This window comes from Parabacteroides sp. PH5-46 (genome assembly GCF_029892785.1).
In the GTDB taxonomy this organism is placed as follows: Bacteria; Bacteroidota; Bacteroidia; order Bacteroidales; family Tannerellaceae; genus DFXE01.
Map to the genome: position 1 here is coordinate 353230 of NZ_JARXXA010000003.1, position 17639 is coordinate 370868.

Here is a 17639-nt window from a genome sequence, read left to right on the forward strand (position 1 = left end):
TCATGAAACTATTAGTTGTATTAAGTATTAAAGAATATCAGGAGCGGGTAGCCGGGATGCTGCAAGATGCCGGAGTAAATCGCTTTAGTGTAACCAACATAACCGGTTATAAAAGGAAAAAAGAAAATCTGGGTTGGTTTGCCGTTAATTCCAACAATGCAAAAACAAACTCCATTATGCTTTTCAGCTTTGTAGAAAAAGAGATAGCCGACAAAGCCCTTACGGAGATTGATACTTGTAATATAGAAACGGAAAATCCTTTCCCGGTACATGTGTTTATTCTTGATGTTGAAAATTTCTCTAAACTGTTCTGATTATGAAACGTGAATATATCATCCGCATAGTAGCCGGCACCATGGTACTGGCAGGTATTTCCTTAGCCTATTTTGTTTCCATCGGATGGCTGTTGCTGCCCGCCTTTGTAGGAGTGAATCTTATACAGTCGTCGTTTACGGGGTTTTGTCCGTTGGAGATGTTGCTCGATAAATTAAATATTAAGTGATTTAATTGATTAATAAGTTCGAAGAGGGCAGGAATAGTACTTAACTCTTGTTCTTGCTCTCTTTATTATTTCTATTCTCATTGTAAGAAGTACATATTTTAGTCTAAAAAACAGAATTATGAAAAAGAATAAAAGTATACGGATAAAGACAGGACATATTCTTACAGGAATTATTGTTTTCACAATTTTTATATACATACTTGGAATACAAACTCAGAGTAAACCACTATTAAATGAAAATGAGAATAGCTTAATTGAGTTAGATAAAGATTCTTTTTTTGACAGCATAACCCTAAAAAAATGCTTTGTCCTGTTTTATGCGGAGAACTCAGAATTATGTGATGTAATGTCGGCTAGTTTAAGTAAGCTGGCGAAAAATAATCAGGGAAAAACGGGTTTCTATAAACTCAATTTAGATAAATACCCCGAATATGACTTAAAATATAACATATCAGGAGTACCTAATATATTTATATTTAACGAAGGGATTGAAGTTGCCCGGATTATGGGGGTTGTTCCGGAACAAAACTTAGAAAAAATATATGATAAAATGTTTAATTGAAAACAATCATGAATAGCAAGTATAAAATTGAACAAATAGTATCTTTTATCAGGATTAACAAAAAGGTATTGATCGGAATGTTGACAGGGGCTATAATTGCTTACCTCTATTGGCTAAACTATTCTATTTACTGGGGAACTTACCCACTATCTTCCGAATGTTGGGTAAACTGCATATATGGGTTTCTATTTGGCGGGCTTATCGGTAGTTTATTAAGATAATGAGATCAAAGCAACTTCTAAAATAGCAAATTAAAGAATGCTGACGTAGCTTAACCGGGTTAGAGCGGCTTTTTTGATGCATATGAATCAAATAAATAAGCAGAATGCAGGTTCGAATCCTGTCGTCAGCACAGACTAAACTTAAATCATTCCAAATGAAAAATATATCTTCCATCAATATTGTAGAACACAATAAGAACATAGCTCAATTAACAATCCCTGACGTAAATGATCTTAGCATGAATAGTACGGATTTTTGTGTGTTCTGCCATTACCTATATTCATATATACAGAATAATTTATCTCAGGATGAATTACTTGAATTTTTTAAGAAAGGTTCTGTTTATATAGATAGTTTAATTCTATCTAAGTATAAGCAGACAAAAGGTTTTTGTAAATCAAGGCAAGAAGAACTCTTTGATAAATTTATTACTATAATAAGACAATATTGTTCTACTGAACATGGTATCAAGTTTTATGCTGAAAAGCTTTTTGTTACCCCCCAATATTTATCTAAAGTAGTAAAAGATGTAAGTGGTAAGAGTGCAAGTGTATGGATAACAGAATTTATTTTATTGGAAGCAAAAGCACTGTTAACTCACACCAATCTGACTATTCAGGAAGTAAGCTTTAATCTGGGATTTGCCGACCAGTCTTCATTCGGTAAATTCTTTAAGAAAAACACAGGGATGTCACCAAAGAAATTTACACACAAAAAAAGATGCGTTAACCTTGGTTTTAACGCACCTTCTATTCAAAATATACTTATTTAACGTTGTAATTCCTCTAATACTAAAATTATTGATTAGCACTTTAGTCCTATTACTTTATGTGGCATTGTGAATGATATCTCTTTTTTTTAAATATTAATTGAACTTATTTTATAACATCAATTGCTGCTTGATAATCTGGTTCTTCTGTAATTTCAGAAACCAGCTGAGTATATATGATTTTTCCTTCTGGATTCACAATTATAACTGAACGTGCCAAAAGCCCTTTGAGTGGACCGTCATTCATCAAAACCCCATAGTTTCTAGCAAATTCTGCGTTTCTGAAAATTGATGTGGGAATTACGTTTTCGATACCTTCTGTTGTGCAAAATCTTGTTGCAGCAAATGGGAGATCGGCTGAAATAGCCAAGATAATAGTGTTTACGAGGCTGGCTGCTTCTTTGTTGAACCTCCTTACCGATGCAGCACATACTTCTGTATCAAGACTTGGGAAGATATTTAGAACAATATTTTTACCTTTCAAATCTTTTAGTGAGATTTCGGACAAATCATTTTTTACTAAAGTAAATTCTGGAGCTAATTCTCCTTTTGTTGGTAACTCTCCATTTGTGTTTACTTCTGATCCTTTGAACGTTACTTTTGCCATGATTACAATTTTAATTTATTATTTTATTACTATTAGCCCTTAAAAAAGGGCTAATAGATTTTTCTATTTTATCTCTTTAGACCGATTTAACTTTTATCACCTCCATATTTCATTTCAGCCATGCGTACATAGCTTTCATAGCGCCATAACGCACTTTCTTGAGCAGCTTCATAAAGTTCAGGAGCCGCAGTAGGGTTTACTTTTTCCAATGAAGTATAACGAGTTTCTTTCCTTAAAAAGTCTTGGAATTTATTCCAATCCGGTTCTTTGCTGTCTAATAAGAATGGATTTTTGCCTTCCAGCGCTATCATTGGGTTATAGCGCCACAGGTGCCAGTATCCACACTCTACAGCTGATTTTTCTTCATTCTGAGCATGCCCCATCCCTTTTCTTAAACCATGATTGATACAAGGAGAATATGCTATAACAAGAGATGGCCCCTTGTACTCTTCGGCTTCTTTAAACACTTTAAGACATTGCGACTGATTTGCGCCCATTGCCACCTGAGCAATATATACATAACCATATGTAGAGGCAATCAGACCAAGATCTTTTTTACGAGTTTTCATACCCGAAGTAGCAAATTTGGCAACTGCACCTATTGGTGTCGATTTAGATGCCTGCCCTCCAGTGTTTGAATATACTTCTGTATCGAGTACAAGTATATTTACGTCCTCACCCGAAGCTATAACATGATCCAAACCTCCAAAACCTATATCGTATGCCCATCCGTCACCTCCAAATATCCAGATAGAACGTTTGATGAGATATTGTTTCAATTCAAGAAGTTCAGTACTAATAATACAGCCGACTTTGTCTCCTTTCTTCAACTCATCTACTATCTGAGGATAAAGTTCTTTTGTTTTGTCTATATCCGATTTGTTATCTATCCATGCCTGAAATAGTTCTTTTACATTTACCGGAGTATTGTCACCGGCAATAGCTTCTTCCATCAATCTTTTTATACGATCACGCATAGTGATGTTTGCAAGAGCATATCCCAATCCAAACTCTGCGTTATCTTCGAATAGGGAGTTTGCCCAAGCCGGACCTTTACCCTCTTCGTTTGTTGTATATGGAGTGGAAGGGGCAGAACCTCCATATATGGAAGAACAACCTGTTGCATTAGCAATCAACATACGATCTCCGTAAAGTTGAGTAACCAATTTTATATAGGGAGTTTCTCCACATCCGGAACAAGCTCCCGGAAACTCGAATAATGGAGTACAGAATTGAGAATTTTTTACACTAAGTTTAGTATCGACCAAATGTGCCTTACTCTTCACTTTTTCAACCATATAATCCCAGTTCTCCTGTTCTGGTAATTGAGTTTCTATCGCTACCATTTCAAGCGCTTTATTTCCCTTTTTACCTGGACATATATCAACACAGTTTCCACAGCCAACACAATCAAGAACATCAACTTGTATACGAAATGACATACCATCGAATTGTTTTCCTTGAGCTTTTAGTAATTCTGTACCCTCTTTTAATCCTATTTGTTCTTTTTCATCTAATACAAACGGACGAATTGTAGCGTGTGGACAAACATAAGCGCATTGATTGCATTGAATACAGTTTTCAGCCTCCCATACAGGGACAAATGCAGCAATCCCGCGCTTCTCATAAGTTGTTGTTCCATTATCCCAAGTCCCATCTTCGCGACCTGAGAATACGGAAACCGGAAGATCATAACCTCGTTGTGCATTAATCGGGTGGACTACCTTCTTTACAAAGTCGGGAGCATCGTCCTCTTTTACTATATCAGGTTCCAAGTCTGCCCAATCGGCGGGGACATCTACTTTTTCAATTTCGATACCGCGATCAACGGCTGCACAGTTCTTCTTTATTATATCTTCCCCTTTCTTACTATACGACTTAGCAATAAATCTTTTCATTTGCTCTACTGCCAATTCGTAAGGTATTATGTTCGATATTTTGAAAAATGCCGATTGAAGGATACTGTTTGTTCGTCCCCCAAGACCAATTTCTGCTGCAATTTTAGTCGCATTGATGATATAGAAATTGATTTTGTTCTTAGCCAGATACGCTTTAATATGGTTAGGTAAATTGTCGCCTACTTTGTCTTTTCCCCAAATAGAGTTAAGAAGAAATGTCCCTCCTTTTTTCAATCCTTTAGTTACATCATAACGATTGAGATATGCCATAACATGACAGGCAACGAAGTTTGGTGAATTTACCAGATAGGTAGAACGAATAGGACTTTCCCCGAAACGAAGGTGAGACGTAGTGAATCCATTTGATTTTTTGGAATCATATGCAAAATATGCTTGGCAATATTTATCTGTATTTTCTCCAATTATCTTGATGGTGTTTTTGTTTGCCCCAACAGTTCCATCAGAACCTAGTCCATAAAATTTGGCTTCATAGTTAGAATCAACTACACTAATTTCTTCTTTTAACGGAAGAGATTTGAATGTAACATCATCAACGATACCTATTGTAAAGTCATTTTTCGGCAGGCTCATGGCTAAATTCTCATACACAGATATGATTTGTGCCGGAGTGGTATCTTTCGACGAAAGTCCATAGATACCGCCTACAATAGTCGGTGCTTCAGGTCTGCCATAGAAACAATCCCTAACATCAAGATACAGGGGTTGCCCGGTTGCACCCGGTTCTTTGGTACGATCAAGGACCGCAATTTTCTTTACCGTTTTAGGTATTTTAGAAAGGAATGCTTTGGCTTTGAATGGACGGTAAAGATGGACCGCAATAAGACCAACTTTCTCGCCATTTGCGTTTAAATGGTCGATAGATTCCTTTATTGTTTCTGTAACAGATCCCATTGCAATGATTACACGGTCTGCATCATCAGCCCCGTAATAGTCAAACAATCCATAGTTACGTCCTGTTATTTTATTTATCTCTCCGAGATATTTTTCTACAATTTCTGGTACAGCATCATAGAATTTATTAGATGCTTCACGGCTTTGAAAGTAAATATCGTCGTTTTGAGCTGTTCCTTTGGTTATAGGTTTTTCAGGATTTAAGGCTCTTTTGCGAAATTCTTTTATTGCTTTTTGATTAACAAGTGGAATTAATGATTCCTGCTCCATCAATTCTACTTTTTGAATTTCGTGAGAAGTACGAAATCCGTCAAAAATATTCATGAATGGAATACGAGCTTCAAGCGTTGCCAAGTGAGATATTGCCGAAAGATCCATAACCTCTTGTACCGATCCAGAGAAAAATAGGGCGAACCCGGTTTGGCGAGTAGCCATTACATCTTGATGATCTCCAAAAATAGAAAGGGCTTGTGCTGCCAATGCACGAGCCGATACATGAAACACACATGGGTGTAGTTCGCCTGAGATTTTATACATATTTGGAATCATTAGCAATAAGCCTTGAGATGCTGTATATGTTGTAGTTAAAGCACCGGCTTGTAACGATCCGTGAAGTGCGCCCGCAGCTCCAGCTTCGGATTGCATCTCTTGTACTTTGATTATTTCTCCAAATATATTTTTTCTACCTTTCGCTGCCCATTCATCAACATATTCAGCCATTGTTGATGACGGTGTAATTGGGTAAATAGAAGCTACCTCGCTGAACATATATGATATATGTGCAGCTGCTTCATTTCCATCACAGGTTATAAATTTTTTATCTTTAGCCATACTGAAATTTATTATTTGGTTTTATAATTGTCTCATATCCTGATTTATTATATTCTTATTTAACTTTATTAGTATTTGATAAATAGGAAAGTAAACGCTGGTCGCCTTCTAATTTTCTTAGATCTGTGATGTCTTGTGTAACTTCGATAATACCTAGATATTCATTGTTTGCACCTCGTAAAGCCGTGTAGTCGATATATACAAATCGTCCCTTGAAATTAGAAATCCAGAAAGCAGCTTTACTTTCTTTCCCATCCTTAAAATCACGAATTATCTGCTCTACAATATGAACACTATGTGGTGGGTGGCACATACGTACATCGCGACCGATGATAGAACGGTTGCGCTCGAAAACACGGTTTGGACTATGAGAGAAAAATTTTACCTTATCATTCTTATCAACAAAAGTAATATCAACAGGAAGCGTGACGAATAGTGCTTCCAGTCCTTTTATATCGAAGCTGCCGGACGATAGTCTAATGGCATTGCCTTGTAAAAAGGTAGGTTCTCCGGCAACGATGTTCTCCGGTTTCCATTCTGTTTGCGGATTGTACAAACAAAATCCGTAGATTGATGTTTCTTCTGCGATCTGATACCATTTTTCGTCAGTTAAAGTATCCAACGACATAGGTAGGAGAATTTCTTCTTCTTTTATTATCATCCCTTCGATAGCATCAATAGTTGGTTGTAGTATCAACGGTATTACATTTGCCAATTCGTCCTTTGTTAATCTTTTACTAAGTACTTCATGTGCAGTTTTGAGTAGTGTACGTGTTTCATCGTGCTTACGCCACATTACTTTGGGAGGGCCGGTAATACCTGCTTTTTCGAGAAAAGGAAACAGTAAATATTCTTTTCGCAAATAATGTTTATCTACATTTGATAATTCATTAAAAAGAATCTTTAGTTGCACCAAATAATCGCCAACCTCTTCTTTATTTAGCAGTAGTTTAGCAAATAGTTCTTTTATTTGTGTTGTGCGATTTTCCAATGCTCTATTCTCCTGCTTGAAAGTATCGACAGGATGTCCAGCAGGAATATAATTTACCATAGAAGTATCCATATTTTCGTCCAAAGCAGTGGTATGTATATTGCAAAGCCGCAGTATTTTCTCTTCGGAAAAACCTTCGGAAATCAACTGCTGTTCCACTTCTACCACTTCATTATGCGGGATAGAATGCAGTAGATGAGCAAAACGTCTCTTTACCTGTTCTGGTATCTTATGACCATGTAATTGAAGGATTAATTCTTTAAGTAATTCTTTCCGTTTTTCCAAATTATTGATTATTTCACTCACGGCAATCTCAATCAATCTTCTAACGGTGAAAAATCCCCTTTCCCCACAAAACAAACCGGACATTCCCAGTCATCTGGTATATCTTCGAAAGAAGTTCCTGGCTTTATACCACTATCAGGGTCTCCTAATTCCGGATCATAGATATACCCACAAGGGTCACAAATATATTTTTTCATATTTCTTCTGTTTTTATTAAATATCAATATTTCTTCTATTCTTTTTTCATTGAACGTAATATCTCAAATTACCAACAACGTGTAGCTTATGCAGTACATCAGCTGGTATGATGATTCTTTTACTTATTTCTACATCATATACTCCTACAATACGTATTTCAGTTTATCTGTTAAAATTTATATTAAATAAACATTGTACGAGTAGAGAGTATTGGCTTTATATCTAAGCATTACAACTATATAGTACAAAGTTAGGGGAAGAGAATTGTAATCTGTGTGACATTTGTCACAGTTGCTAAAATATTACATGTATTTTTGATATTTAAAGAATAAATATGTAACAGTAACAAGATAATATTCTGTTTATATTCTTTTCTTCAAAATATTACTTTCATAGATCATTTCATAAAATAACTTTTCCCGCCATTAGACCAGGCCTTAAAACCTTTGGATTTCAGTATATCTATTATAGGTTCAGGACGGAACGGAGCTGTTAATTCCATGATTACACCTTCTTGAAGTTCTTTTGACAATCGAAGGATTTCCTGCATAGGGCTTTCTCCTGCATTTATAATTGGGCTTGCATCAAAACGAGTAGTAATCTTTGTTTCATCAAACCATTCAGGCATGGGCTCTTGCTGATTGTTTTCGTATGTTTCGATAGAGTCAACAGTAGCTAGTCCTGCCGCCTTGCGCAAAGTCTGTACCATTACTGAGGGAGAGATACCTGCAATTTTAGCAGCCTGCTGTATGGATGTAACCTTTGCTACCGTACGGCGTAAAATGGGATTACGCAGTTTGGCAAAGGCGGGTGATAATTCCAGCAAAGTATCTTCCAAGTCCGGATAAAACTTAAGCAAGTCGGCAATCTTGGTTTGCAGATCAATTTCCATAAAGTCTTATTTTGAAGAATAAGATAATAAACGCTGATCGTCCTTTAACTCCCGCAGATTTGTAATATCTTGTGTAACCTCAATGATACCCAAATATTCATTGTCGGGACTTCGCAAAGCCGTATATTCAATATATTCCTCCACTTCGTATTTGTGGTCAAACGTTTCCACTAAGGCTTTATATTTATCCCATCGTGGGAAAACATTGCTTCCGACGACCGATGTATGTACGATTTGTTGAATACCTGTTTTCTGCGCCATTTGAACCATGTTGCTCGCATTGCGCAATTCTATCGAAGGGTCGTTGGGGTCGGCATATTGAGCCGAGAAAATAGCTGTTACGCCTTGCATAGCCGGTTCAAGCGACTGTAAATTACCCATATCACCTTTTACTACTTCCGCTCCTGCTTCCGCCATTTGCTTTGCAGTAATTGATTCCGGATTTCTTGTAAGAATGCGTACACGGTGTCCATTTTTCAAAAGTTCTCGTGCGACATTTCCGCCTTGTGTTCCTGTACCACCTATTACAAGTATAAGTGGAGATGTTTTTAATGTCATAATGCTAATTTTAAATGATTAATTTCATACTTAAGCACATGCAAAATTAAATATGAACATAGAGAAACAGGTTTTATATGCGGCTCTTTGTTGTTTACTCAAAAGCTCAATTCAATCTGTCGGTTTTATCACCGCTAAATATTCTTCTAACGAGATGGCACCACTTGAAAACTGCATTCCCATCATTTCTCTATAAGCGATCTCTGTGATTGGTTGATTTTCAATCTGTGCAAACAACGCTTCTTCGTTTTGTAACTGAGATAGAATATGTTGCTTGTCGCGATACGCTTTATAGTAACGAATACCGAATAAACGCTGTGACTTTGCATTAATATGGATTCCGTCCGGATTGGGGGCAAGTCCGGCTGCCGTTACAAAATAGCAGTTCGCAGTAGTTTCCGCAAAATCCTGGATAGCACGATTTACTTCGGCATAAGCACGGAAAGATGATCCGAATAATTGACCATGAGGCAGATAATCGCCTAAGGCTCCTACAATGAGTGGAACTTCTTTAATATTAAGTTCAGTTCGCAAAGTATTTATGATGGTGGTCAGTTTATCCTTGTAATTTTCTGCTCCTCCGGGTTTGCAATCGTTTTCGCCCTGATGCCACAGAATACCTTCTATGGCACTTTCCCGTTGAGCTAATTTTGCTTGTTGAACGGCATTGGCAAAGAGTGCCCCTGAAGTATTCCAGTCATCCAGACTTGTGCTACCATGAGCGCAAGGAATTAAGCCAATATCTTCAAGCGGATGATCCATAAGCCACGATGCAGCAAATGATGCCGACAGTCCGACTCCGGCATTTGGGCGGTCGTAGTTAATCGGCTCAAACATCATTTGCCAACGCCCATTGCGCAACATCTTGATATGTTCATTACAGATTGGGGATACATCTTTCAAGAAACCCCGTCCGGCCATATTAGATTGACCTATTAGTAGAAAAGAGTGAGTCATAATAAAAATTATATATTAATAGAAACAAATATGACTATCCGAGACAAAATTACAAATAGTTATTGATCGCTGGATAAAAGAAAGTTTTTATTTATATGGACTGATCCTTATATTCAGCTCTATTCAAGGATAAAGGCTATGATGTAACAGGAATTGATTTCAATAAGGCTTCTATCGAATATGCCATTGGTAAAAGAAAGGATATTGACTACATTTTGGGCGATTATATAAATGAGTATCCTAATGGAGAGTACGATACGATAATTATGATTTACTGCAACTTAGGTACTCATTCAGATTGCGATAGAGATATATTATTGAATAATATACATCATTCCTTGAATGAAGGCGGTGTTTTCATTTTCGATGTCTTTACCGAAGAACTCGTAAAAGACAAGCAGGAAGAAAAAGACTGGGATTATGCTTCCCAAGGAGGTTTCTGGAGTCAAAATGAATATTTACTATTGAACCAAACGTTCCATTATCCCAAGAATAAAGCATTAGGGAACTTTCAAAATGAAGGCAATTTAGTTAATAAGCGATCATTTTGATACAGATTGTAAGTTTAAGAATCAAGTAGGAAATGCATTATCTAATTCATACAAAGTAATATAGATAGTATAGGTAATTTTATCTTTAGACCCTACCTATACCCAAGGATCATCTAAGGCATACCTAAGGATCCCCCTATCTGTAAGCAAGGGTTGGATAGTTTGCTATCAAAATGATAATTTGACTGACTTTTTTACTCCCTATTAGTGATTTGGGTCAAAATAGAATAGCATATACCTCGATGGCGATGTAAAAACATCTCTTATGCAGAGGAAGCTTACCTGTTGGGAAAGAGTATCTGACTATAAAAACAATGGAAAATTTCTATTCTAAAAAAAGAGTAAAAGAATAAACTATCGTATTTTAAAACAATCACTATCTTTGCATACCAAACGGTATGTATTATGACAGATTCTAAAAAACAAATTTTGCAAACAGCATTAAAGCTGTTTTTGAAGAACTCTTATAAAGAAGTTTCTCTCAGGGACATCGTAAATGAAGTCGGCTTAACAAAAGGTGCGTTCTATCACTACTACAGCAGTAAGGACGAACTATTTGAAGAGGTTGTAAAATACTTCTACAACAATGCTATAATCGCTAATTATAGTAAATTTCCAAAACAGTCTTTGAAGGATTTTTATAAGCATTATTTGAATGTACTTCAAGAACCGGATGATTTCGACGAAATAGAAGAAGATGGAGGTATGAATATATTTATTTTTTTGTCGGATGCCGCTAAACGAATTCCGGACTTTTTAGAAATACATATGGCTCAACGCAAGAAAGAACGCTGGGCATGGACAGAAATAATAGAAACAGCTAAAAGAAGTAAGGAAATTAAAACCAATATTAAGAATGACGAATTGGCAAGTCTTTTCCTGAAAATAAGCGATGGAATCGTCATGGATCAGGCAATATCCAAAGAAAACAATATAGTATTGCACAAAGAAATGGAACGTGATTGGAATAACCTATACAGTCTGCTGAAAACAAACAAAAAATAAAAGTAAAAAACATCTTTTCTCTTTTTTCATAAAATATTTTTCAACTTCAGTTGTCTTCATAAGTAGAGAGCTCTTAAAACAATAAATTGTAAAACATAAAAAGATTAGAAAACTATGACAACAAGAGGTTTTGGAATGAGATTTTTAATGTCTGTCGGCTTCCTCGTTATGGCGGCAGCACTCAGCGCAATAATTATGCTATTATGGAATTGGTTGATGCCTACCATATTTGGTTTGATAGCCATTAATTTATGGCAAGCCTTAGGTTTACTTGTTCTCGCACGAATCTTATTTGGTCGGTTTAGTTTTGGTAGAAATAGGATGATGGGTGGTGGGATGAGAGAAAACCCAATTCATGAAAAATGGATGAAAATGACACCGGAACAACGTGAAGAGTTCATAAATAAAAGACGGCAATTTGGCTTTGGTTATCCTTTTAACAGAGAACATTTCGGCATGGATAAACAGCAGGAACGAAACAAAGAAAATGAGTAAACAAGTCGGAAAAGAAAATGTTGAAAAACTTGTAAAAGAGCATCAAGCCCGGTTAAAATCATTTATCCGCAAAAAAGTTTCCAATAAGGAAGATGCGGAAGATATATTGCAGGATGTATTCTATCAATTGACTAAAGCATTTGAAGATACAGCCAGTCCGATTAAGCAGGTTTCCGCATGGCTCTATCGTGTGGCTCGAAATACAATTATCAATAAAGGGAGAAAAAAGCAGGAGGACGAATTTCCTGTTTCCGGGTACGATGAAGAGGTTCATATATTAAAGGATTTTTCCGAAGTTTTATTCAATGACGACAATCCGACACCCGAAACCGAATACTTGCGTTCGTTCGTATGGCAAGAACTTGAAACAGCTTTATCGGAATTACCTCTGGAACAAAGGGAGGCTTTTGAACTGACTGAATTGGATGGTTTGCCAGTAAAGGGTGTAGCTCTAAGCATGAATATTCCGGTCAATACGCTATTATCCCGAAAACATTATGCAGTTAAATATCTTCGCAAACGACTGGAAGGGCTATATAATGATATTTTAGAATCCTAATTTTTTTACCCCTTAACATACCTATCGGTAGGTATATTTTAATAAAAATCTGATATGAATAAAAGTAATACAAAATCATTATGCCTCTCCTTACTTCTGTTGTGCAGTTGTTGCTTGGGAGGAAAAGCGCAGGATAGGCAACCTGTAAGATTTGATTTACAGGAGTGTTTACAATATGGATTAGAGAACAGTTACGAGTTACATAAGGCTAAATTCGGTACTCAGGAATCGGAAGCCGCACACAAGGAGGCTAAAAGTGCCCTATTACCACAACTAAACGGATCTGTATCTGTAACTGATAATCTAAAACTGGCAACTTCTATGATGCCGGGTGATTTTTTCGGAATGCCGGGCGAACTTATCGGAATAGAAATGGGAGTGAAATACTCTGCCGTAGCCGGAATTGAGTTAGAGCAGGTGGTTTTCGATGCCAGATTGTTTACCGGAATAAAGGTGAGTCAGAACGCCCGTGAACTTGCATTGTTAAAAGAACGGATGAGTAAAGAAGAACTTATCTACAATATCAGCAACACGTTCTATGATATTCTGTACTCGCAGAGTCTTTTACAAAACAATATCAAAACCCTTGGCTTAATGGATTCCATTTATATGAAAATGGAATTGCAGGTTGCTCTAAACATTACCCGTGAAATCGACTTGAACCGGATGAAAGTGAATATCAGCAATATGAAAGTCGATATTCAGAAAACCGCCGCAACCCTAAGCCAACAGATGAACTACCTGAAAGTATTGATGGGTATGCCATTGGAATATCGGTTTTTAGCAAAAGGCAATATGGAGCTATCTCCATTAGAAATTTATTTATCCTCTGTTCAAGAGAACTATGCACAGAATAAAACTGAATTGCTTATACTGAATAATGAGAAAAAATCCGGGGAGTTAGAAATCCGGCAACTCCGGCAGGCTTATCTTCCAACTTTATCTTTATTTGCTTCTTCCAGTTATAATTTTGAGAATGAGCAATTCACGATTGGCAAGCATCCATTCTGGTCTAATGGTACATATTTCGGGGTAAAACTATCTATCCCGATTTTTGACGGAGGAGCAAAACATCACAAAATACGTCAGGCACAATTCCGGTTGCGACAGGTAGAAGAGGATCTAAAACAACAACAGCAAACCATAGAAAGCGATGGGCTTAACGCTCGCCGGCAACTTCAAGTTGCTTTCCAGTCGGCAAATGCCCAACAGGAAAATATGGAGGTTGCCGAAAAATCGTACAAACAAGGGATTATGCTCTATCAGGAAGGCTTATATAGTATTACCGACCTGTTAGACATTGAAAAATCATACAGGGAAGCACAATCGGCTTACACGTATGAACTGTCGAATTATCATAAGAGCATTCTCGAATTGAAAAAGTCTGAAGGAGCACTTACAACATTGTTAAACCAATAAGAAATAGAAATATGAAAGCGAAAAAGATTATCAATATCCTGATTGGTAGTGCAGTAATCGGATTGGTAGTGTGGAAACTGGCAGCTAATAAAGTCGAGATAGACCAAATTGCCGCCCGCTCCTTATTAGTGAACCCCACTGTTCCTGTGCGGGTAGAACAGGTCGGGTCGCAAGGGATTTCCGGTGATATTCATGTCGATGGCCGCATACAGGCGACCAACGAAGTGGTACTTTATTCAAAAGTACAGGGTATTGTATTGAATAAATACAAAAAGGCAGGTGACCATGTAAATAAAGGAACTGTAATAGCACAGGTTGAAAATAGTGTTGTAAAGGAATCCCTTAGCCTTGCAAGAATGAATCTGGCAAATGCCGAAACCGATGTGGAGCGTTACAGGAAGCTGGTGGAGGCGGGAGCGGTAACTCAACGGGAATACGAAGCCATACTCATCACCTGCCGTGAAGCGCAACGCGCAGTAACCGAACTGCAAGACCAACTGAATAATACCATATTGGTATCACCTATAAACGGCATTCTGGAAACCGATCATTTCGAAGAAGGCACATTGTTAAGTATTGGGAGTCAGGTGGCCGATTTCGTCGATCCCTCCCAACTGAAAGCGGTTGTGAATATCACGGAAAGGGATGTCTATCAGGTGCAAAAAGGAGATAAGGCAATTCTGACAACAGATATACTTCCCGGACAGGAGTTCGCAGGAGTAGTCGATGTTGTCGGTTCAAAAGGAAACTCATTACTGAATTATCAGTTGGAAATAAAGCTGACAGGAAGTAACGCCTCCATGCTGAAAGCAGGGATGTATGTATCCGCGCAAATTGCGACAAGAGAAACCACCACAAGTACGGAAATAATGGTAAATCGTAAGGCAATTATCGAAAGCCTCAAAAATCCCGAAGTCTATGTCGTACGGGAAGGCAAAGCCTATAAGCAGAAAATCACAATAGGCAAAGTGCTTGACAATTATATAACCGTAAATCGCGGATTGAAAGAGGGTGATGTGGTTGTCGTTGCCGGACAAATCAACCTGATCGACGGACGGGATGTGGAAATAAGCAAATAACAGCACGAACATGAAACTATTAAATTTACTCATAAAACGCCCGACGATCGTTGTGGTAATATTCATCCTGTTTGTAGGAGCCGGTCTATTGTCATTAGGACGTTTGAGTCAGGAACTATTCCCCCATATAGATATGCTGCTTATTACAGTTGCTACTATTTATCCCGGGGCAAGCCCCGAAGAGGTGGAAAGTTCCGTATCCAAAAAGATAGAGGATGCTGTATCATCCCTCGAAAACATTGATGAAATAACATCCATGTCAATGGAGGGTTTTTCTTATATCGTTGTTCAATTCAAAGACGGAACAGACGTAAACGTATCGGCCCAAAACGCCCAACGGAAAGTAACAGCTATACGCAGCGAACTGCCTATGACAGTACGAGAGCCTTCCGTTGATGTTTTCGACGTAAACGACCAGCCGATTATGAAGTTGTCCGTAACCGGAAATATCGGCGAAGCTGCGTTGTACGACATTGTGAAAAATGATATTTCCCCTCTTTTTGAACAGGTACAGGGTGTCGCCCGCATTAGCCTTATAGGCGGTCACGAACGTGAAATACAAGTAGATATTGACGAACAACGCCTTGCTGCTTACAGCATGACTATTTCGGATGTGGTTGCTATCCTCAATTATTCAAACATGGATTATCCTGCCGGAAAAATAACAGACGATGAAAAACAGGTCTTCATACGCCTTTCGGGAAAATTCCAATCCATTGCAGATATTGAGAATGTGATTGTTAAGACACTACTCGGCGGCTCTGTCGTAAAAGTATCGGATATTGCCCATGTCTATGACGGACAAAAAGATGTAGAGGCCATTACACGCTATAACGGAACAAACTCCATTGGAATAGTCATTCAAAAGCAGTTGGATGCCAATGCCGTAAAAGTATCGAAAGAAATCAGCGAAGTTATCCGGCGGGCTGAAGCCAAATATCAAGCGGATGGGCTATTGTTCCAAATAGCTTACAATAGTTCCGACTTTACGATAGAGGCTACTAACTCCGTTGTTAAAGACCTCTTTATGGCCATACTATTCGTAGCACTTGCCATGTTGTTGTGTCTGCACTGTATTCGCAACGCCCTTATTGTGATGGTGTCTATTCCGGTGTCACTAATCTCCACCTTTGCGTTCATGTATCTTGCCGGGGCAACGCTCAACCTGATGACATTGATGGCGCTATCGCTCGTAATCGGTATTCTGGTGGACGATTCGATTATTGTCATCGAGAATATCCACCGCCACCTCGAAATGGGCAAAACCAAAGTACAGGCCACCCTCGACGGAGTACGTGAAATCGGCGGATCTATTATCACACTCACGCTTGTTCTTGTGGTTGTTTTCCTGCCTATGGCTTTTTTGAGCGGTATGGTAGGTGGCTTTTTCGGACAGTTCTCGTTGGTTGTAGCAGTGGCAGCGCTTATCAGTCTGTTGGTTTCACTGACTATTATTCCGTCATTGACAGTTCGTTTCGGGAAACTCGAAATCGTCAATACGAATACTGCTGTGGGCAAGTTTGTCAAATGGATTGAAGAGTCATTGGACGCTTTCGGGTTTAAAATGCGCAATCTATTGAAATGGTCGCTAAACCATAAGCTCATTACATTAGGAGCAACCACTTTCTTATTTATATGCTCTATCAGTTTGCTTGCTGTTGGTATTATCGGAACGGAATTTATTGATGCCGGAGACAGGGGGGAATTCTATGTGCGCCTAAAAATGCCGAAAGATGCCACTATCGAACAAACCAATTTTGTAAGCTTACAGGCGGAAGAGTTATTAAAGGGGCAGCCGTTGATTACCTCTCTCTTTACCAATGTGGGGGTTGAAGAAAACGGCTCCATAGAATCCAATCAAGCCGAAATAAACGTGAAAATAGTGGATTATGATAAGCGCAATGTATCAGATAAGGAATATGCAAGGCAAATAAAACTGTTTTTACAGCAACACATTATCGAAGCGGAAGTAACTACTGTTCCGGTAAGCCTTTTCGGTGGGAGCGACGACGCGCCTATTGAAATGTATGTAATGGGCGACAATATGGATGAAATACTCTCCACATCAAGCCTTATCATGGACAGCCTTAAAAAAGATACCGGGCATATCGGACCTGAAAATATCGGTAGAAGCAGGAAGCCCTGAAATTGCCGTAACCCTCAATCGGGAAAAAATGGCAAGGCTGGGAGTTTCTCAACTGGCAGTTGGAGAGGCATTGAACTACGCTTTCACCGGAAATACCGATATTAAATAGTCTATCCTTAAAAGCATTTCATTTATTTGATTGACAATATATTAGTTTGATTATTTCTTGTTTATATCTGCAAGAATTAGTATCTTTATCTG

General features: G+C 38.0%; 17 protein-coding genes, 1 tRNA gene and 1 pseudogene. 12 read left to right on the forward strand and 7 right to left on the reverse strand.

Annotated elements, in window-relative coordinates; translation table 11 throughout:
• The first annotated feature begins 2 nt into the window (after positions 1 to 2).
• The 5 genes from M2470_RS04935 (at position 3) to M2470_RS04955 (ending at position 2058) form a co-directional block, all read left to right on the forward strand.
• Positions 3 to 314, forward strand: a complete 312-nt coding sequence (locus M2470_RS04935) for a hypothetical protein (protein WP_280743681.1) — start codon at positions 3 to 5, stop codon at positions 312 to 314.
• A 2-nt stretch (positions 315 to 316) separates the two neighbouring features.
• Positions 317 to 502: a DUF2892 domain-containing protein gene (locus tag M2470_RS04940; protein ID WP_002561289.1), complete on the forward strand. Its 186-nt coding sequence runs from the start codon at positions 317 to 319 to the stop codon at positions 500 to 502.
• Positions 503 to 620: 118 nt separating this feature from the next.
• Positions 621 to 1064 carry a thioredoxin family protein gene (locus tag M2470_RS04945; RefSeq protein WP_280743680.1) on the forward strand — a complete coding sequence of 148 codons (444 nt, stop codon included), beginning with the start codon at positions 621 to 623 and terminating at the stop codon, positions 1062 to 1064.
• Between the two features lie 260 nt (positions 1065 to 1324).
• Positions 1325 to 1416 (forward strand) — tRNA-OTHER (locus M2470_RS04950).
• A gap of 24 nt (positions 1417 to 1440) precedes the next feature.
• Positions 1441 to 2058 carry a helix-turn-helix domain-containing protein gene (locus M2470_RS04955; RefSeq protein ID WP_280743678.1) on the forward strand — a complete coding sequence of 206 codons (618 nt, stop codon included), beginning with the start codon at positions 1441 to 1443 and terminating at the stop codon, positions 2056 to 2058.
• A 103-nt stretch (positions 2059 to 2161) separates the two neighbouring features.
• Here the strand turns inward: M2470_RS04955 and tpx are convergent, their stop codons facing one another.
• The 7 genes from tpx to M2470_RS04990 form a co-directional block, all read right to left on the reverse strand.
• Positions 2162 to 2662: a thiol peroxidase gene (gene tpx, locus M2470_RS04960; RefSeq protein ID WP_002561285.1), complete on the reverse strand. Its 501-nt coding sequence runs from the start codon at positions 2660 to 2662 to the stop codon at positions 2162 to 2164.
• Positions 2663 to 2748: 86 nt separating this feature from the next.
• Positions 2749 to 6303, reverse strand: a complete 3555-nt coding sequence (nifJ, locus tag M2470_RS04965) for a pyruvate:ferredoxin (flavodoxin) oxidoreductase (RefSeq protein WP_280743677.1) — start codon at positions 6301 to 6303, stop codon at positions 2749 to 2751.
• Positions 6304 to 6358: 55 nt separating this feature from the next.
• Entirely contained in the window at positions 6359 to 7600 is a 1242-nt protein-coding gene (locus M2470_RS04970) for a DUF438 domain-containing protein (protein ID WP_280743939.1), read from the reverse strand.
• An 11-nt stretch (positions 7601 to 7611) separates the two neighbouring features.
• Entirely contained in the window at positions 7612 to 7776 is a 165-nt protein-coding gene (rd, locus tag M2470_RS04975) for a rubredoxin (RefSeq protein WP_002561282.1), read from the reverse strand.
• Positions 7777 to 8174: 398 nt separating this feature from the next.
• Positions 8175 to 8669 (reverse strand): DUF1858 domain-containing protein, encoded by a 495-nt coding sequence (locus M2470_RS04980; protein ID WP_002561281.1) that lies wholly within the window; start codon positions 8667 to 8669, stop codon positions 8175 to 8177.
• Positions 8670 to 8675: 6 nt separating this feature from the next.
• Positions 8676 to 9227 (reverse strand): NmrA family NAD(P)-binding protein, encoded by a 552-nt coding sequence (locus tag M2470_RS04985; protein ID WP_280743676.1) that lies wholly within the window; start codon positions 9225 to 9227, stop codon positions 8676 to 8678.
• A 111-nt stretch (positions 9228 to 9338) separates the two neighbouring features.
• Complete coding sequence (locus tag M2470_RS04990; protein ID WP_280743675.1) at positions 9339 to 10184, reverse strand: sialate O-acetylesterase; 846 nt, start codon at positions 10182 to 10184, stop codon at positions 9339 to 9341.
• Between the two features lie 122 nt (positions 10185 to 10306).
• Here M2470_RS04990 and M2470_RS04995 point away from each other — a divergent pair.
• The 7 genes and pseudogenes from M2470_RS04995 to M2470_RS05025 form a co-directional block, all read left to right on the forward strand.
• Positions 10307 to 10735, forward strand: a pseudogene (locus tag M2470_RS04995) (class I SAM-dependent methyltransferase); the annotation flags it as partial.
• A 405-nt stretch (positions 10736 to 11140) separates the two neighbouring features.
• Positions 11141 to 11740, forward strand: coding sequence for a TetR/AcrR family transcriptional regulator (locus M2470_RS05000; protein WP_280743674.1), 600 nt, complete (start codon positions 11141 to 11143; stop codon positions 11738 to 11740).
• Positions 11741 to 11854: 114 nt separating this feature from the next.
• Positions 11855 to 12235 (forward strand): hypothetical protein, encoded by a 381-nt coding sequence (locus M2470_RS05005; protein WP_280743673.1) that lies wholly within the window; start codon positions 11855 to 11857, stop codon positions 12233 to 12235.
• Complete coding sequence (locus M2470_RS05010; RefSeq protein WP_280743672.1) at positions 12228 to 12794, forward strand: sigma-70 family RNA polymerase sigma factor; 567 nt, start codon at positions 12228 to 12230, stop codon at positions 12792 to 12794. Before M2470_RS05005 ends, M2470_RS05010 begins: the two co-directional genes overlap by 8 nt.
• Before the next feature lie 54 nt (positions 12795 to 12848).
• A complete protein-coding gene (locus M2470_RS05015; RefSeq protein WP_280743671.1) occupies positions 12849 to 14213 on the forward strand; it encodes a TolC family protein in 1365 nt (454 codons plus the stop codon).
• Positions 14214 to 14224: 11 nt separating this feature from the next.
• Positions 14225 to 15292 carry an efflux RND transporter periplasmic adaptor subunit gene (locus M2470_RS05020; RefSeq protein WP_280743670.1) on the forward strand — a complete coding sequence of 356 codons (1068 nt, stop codon included), beginning with the start codon at positions 14225 to 14227 and terminating at the stop codon, positions 15290 to 15292.
• A gap of 10 nt (positions 15293 to 15302) precedes the next feature.
• Positions 15303 to 17438 (forward strand): efflux RND transporter permease subunit, encoded by a 2136-nt coding sequence (locus tag M2470_RS05025; RefSeq protein ID WP_280743669.1) that lies wholly within the window; start codon positions 15303 to 15305, stop codon positions 17436 to 17438.
• The last annotated feature ends 201 nt before the right edge of the window (positions 17439 to 17639 follow it).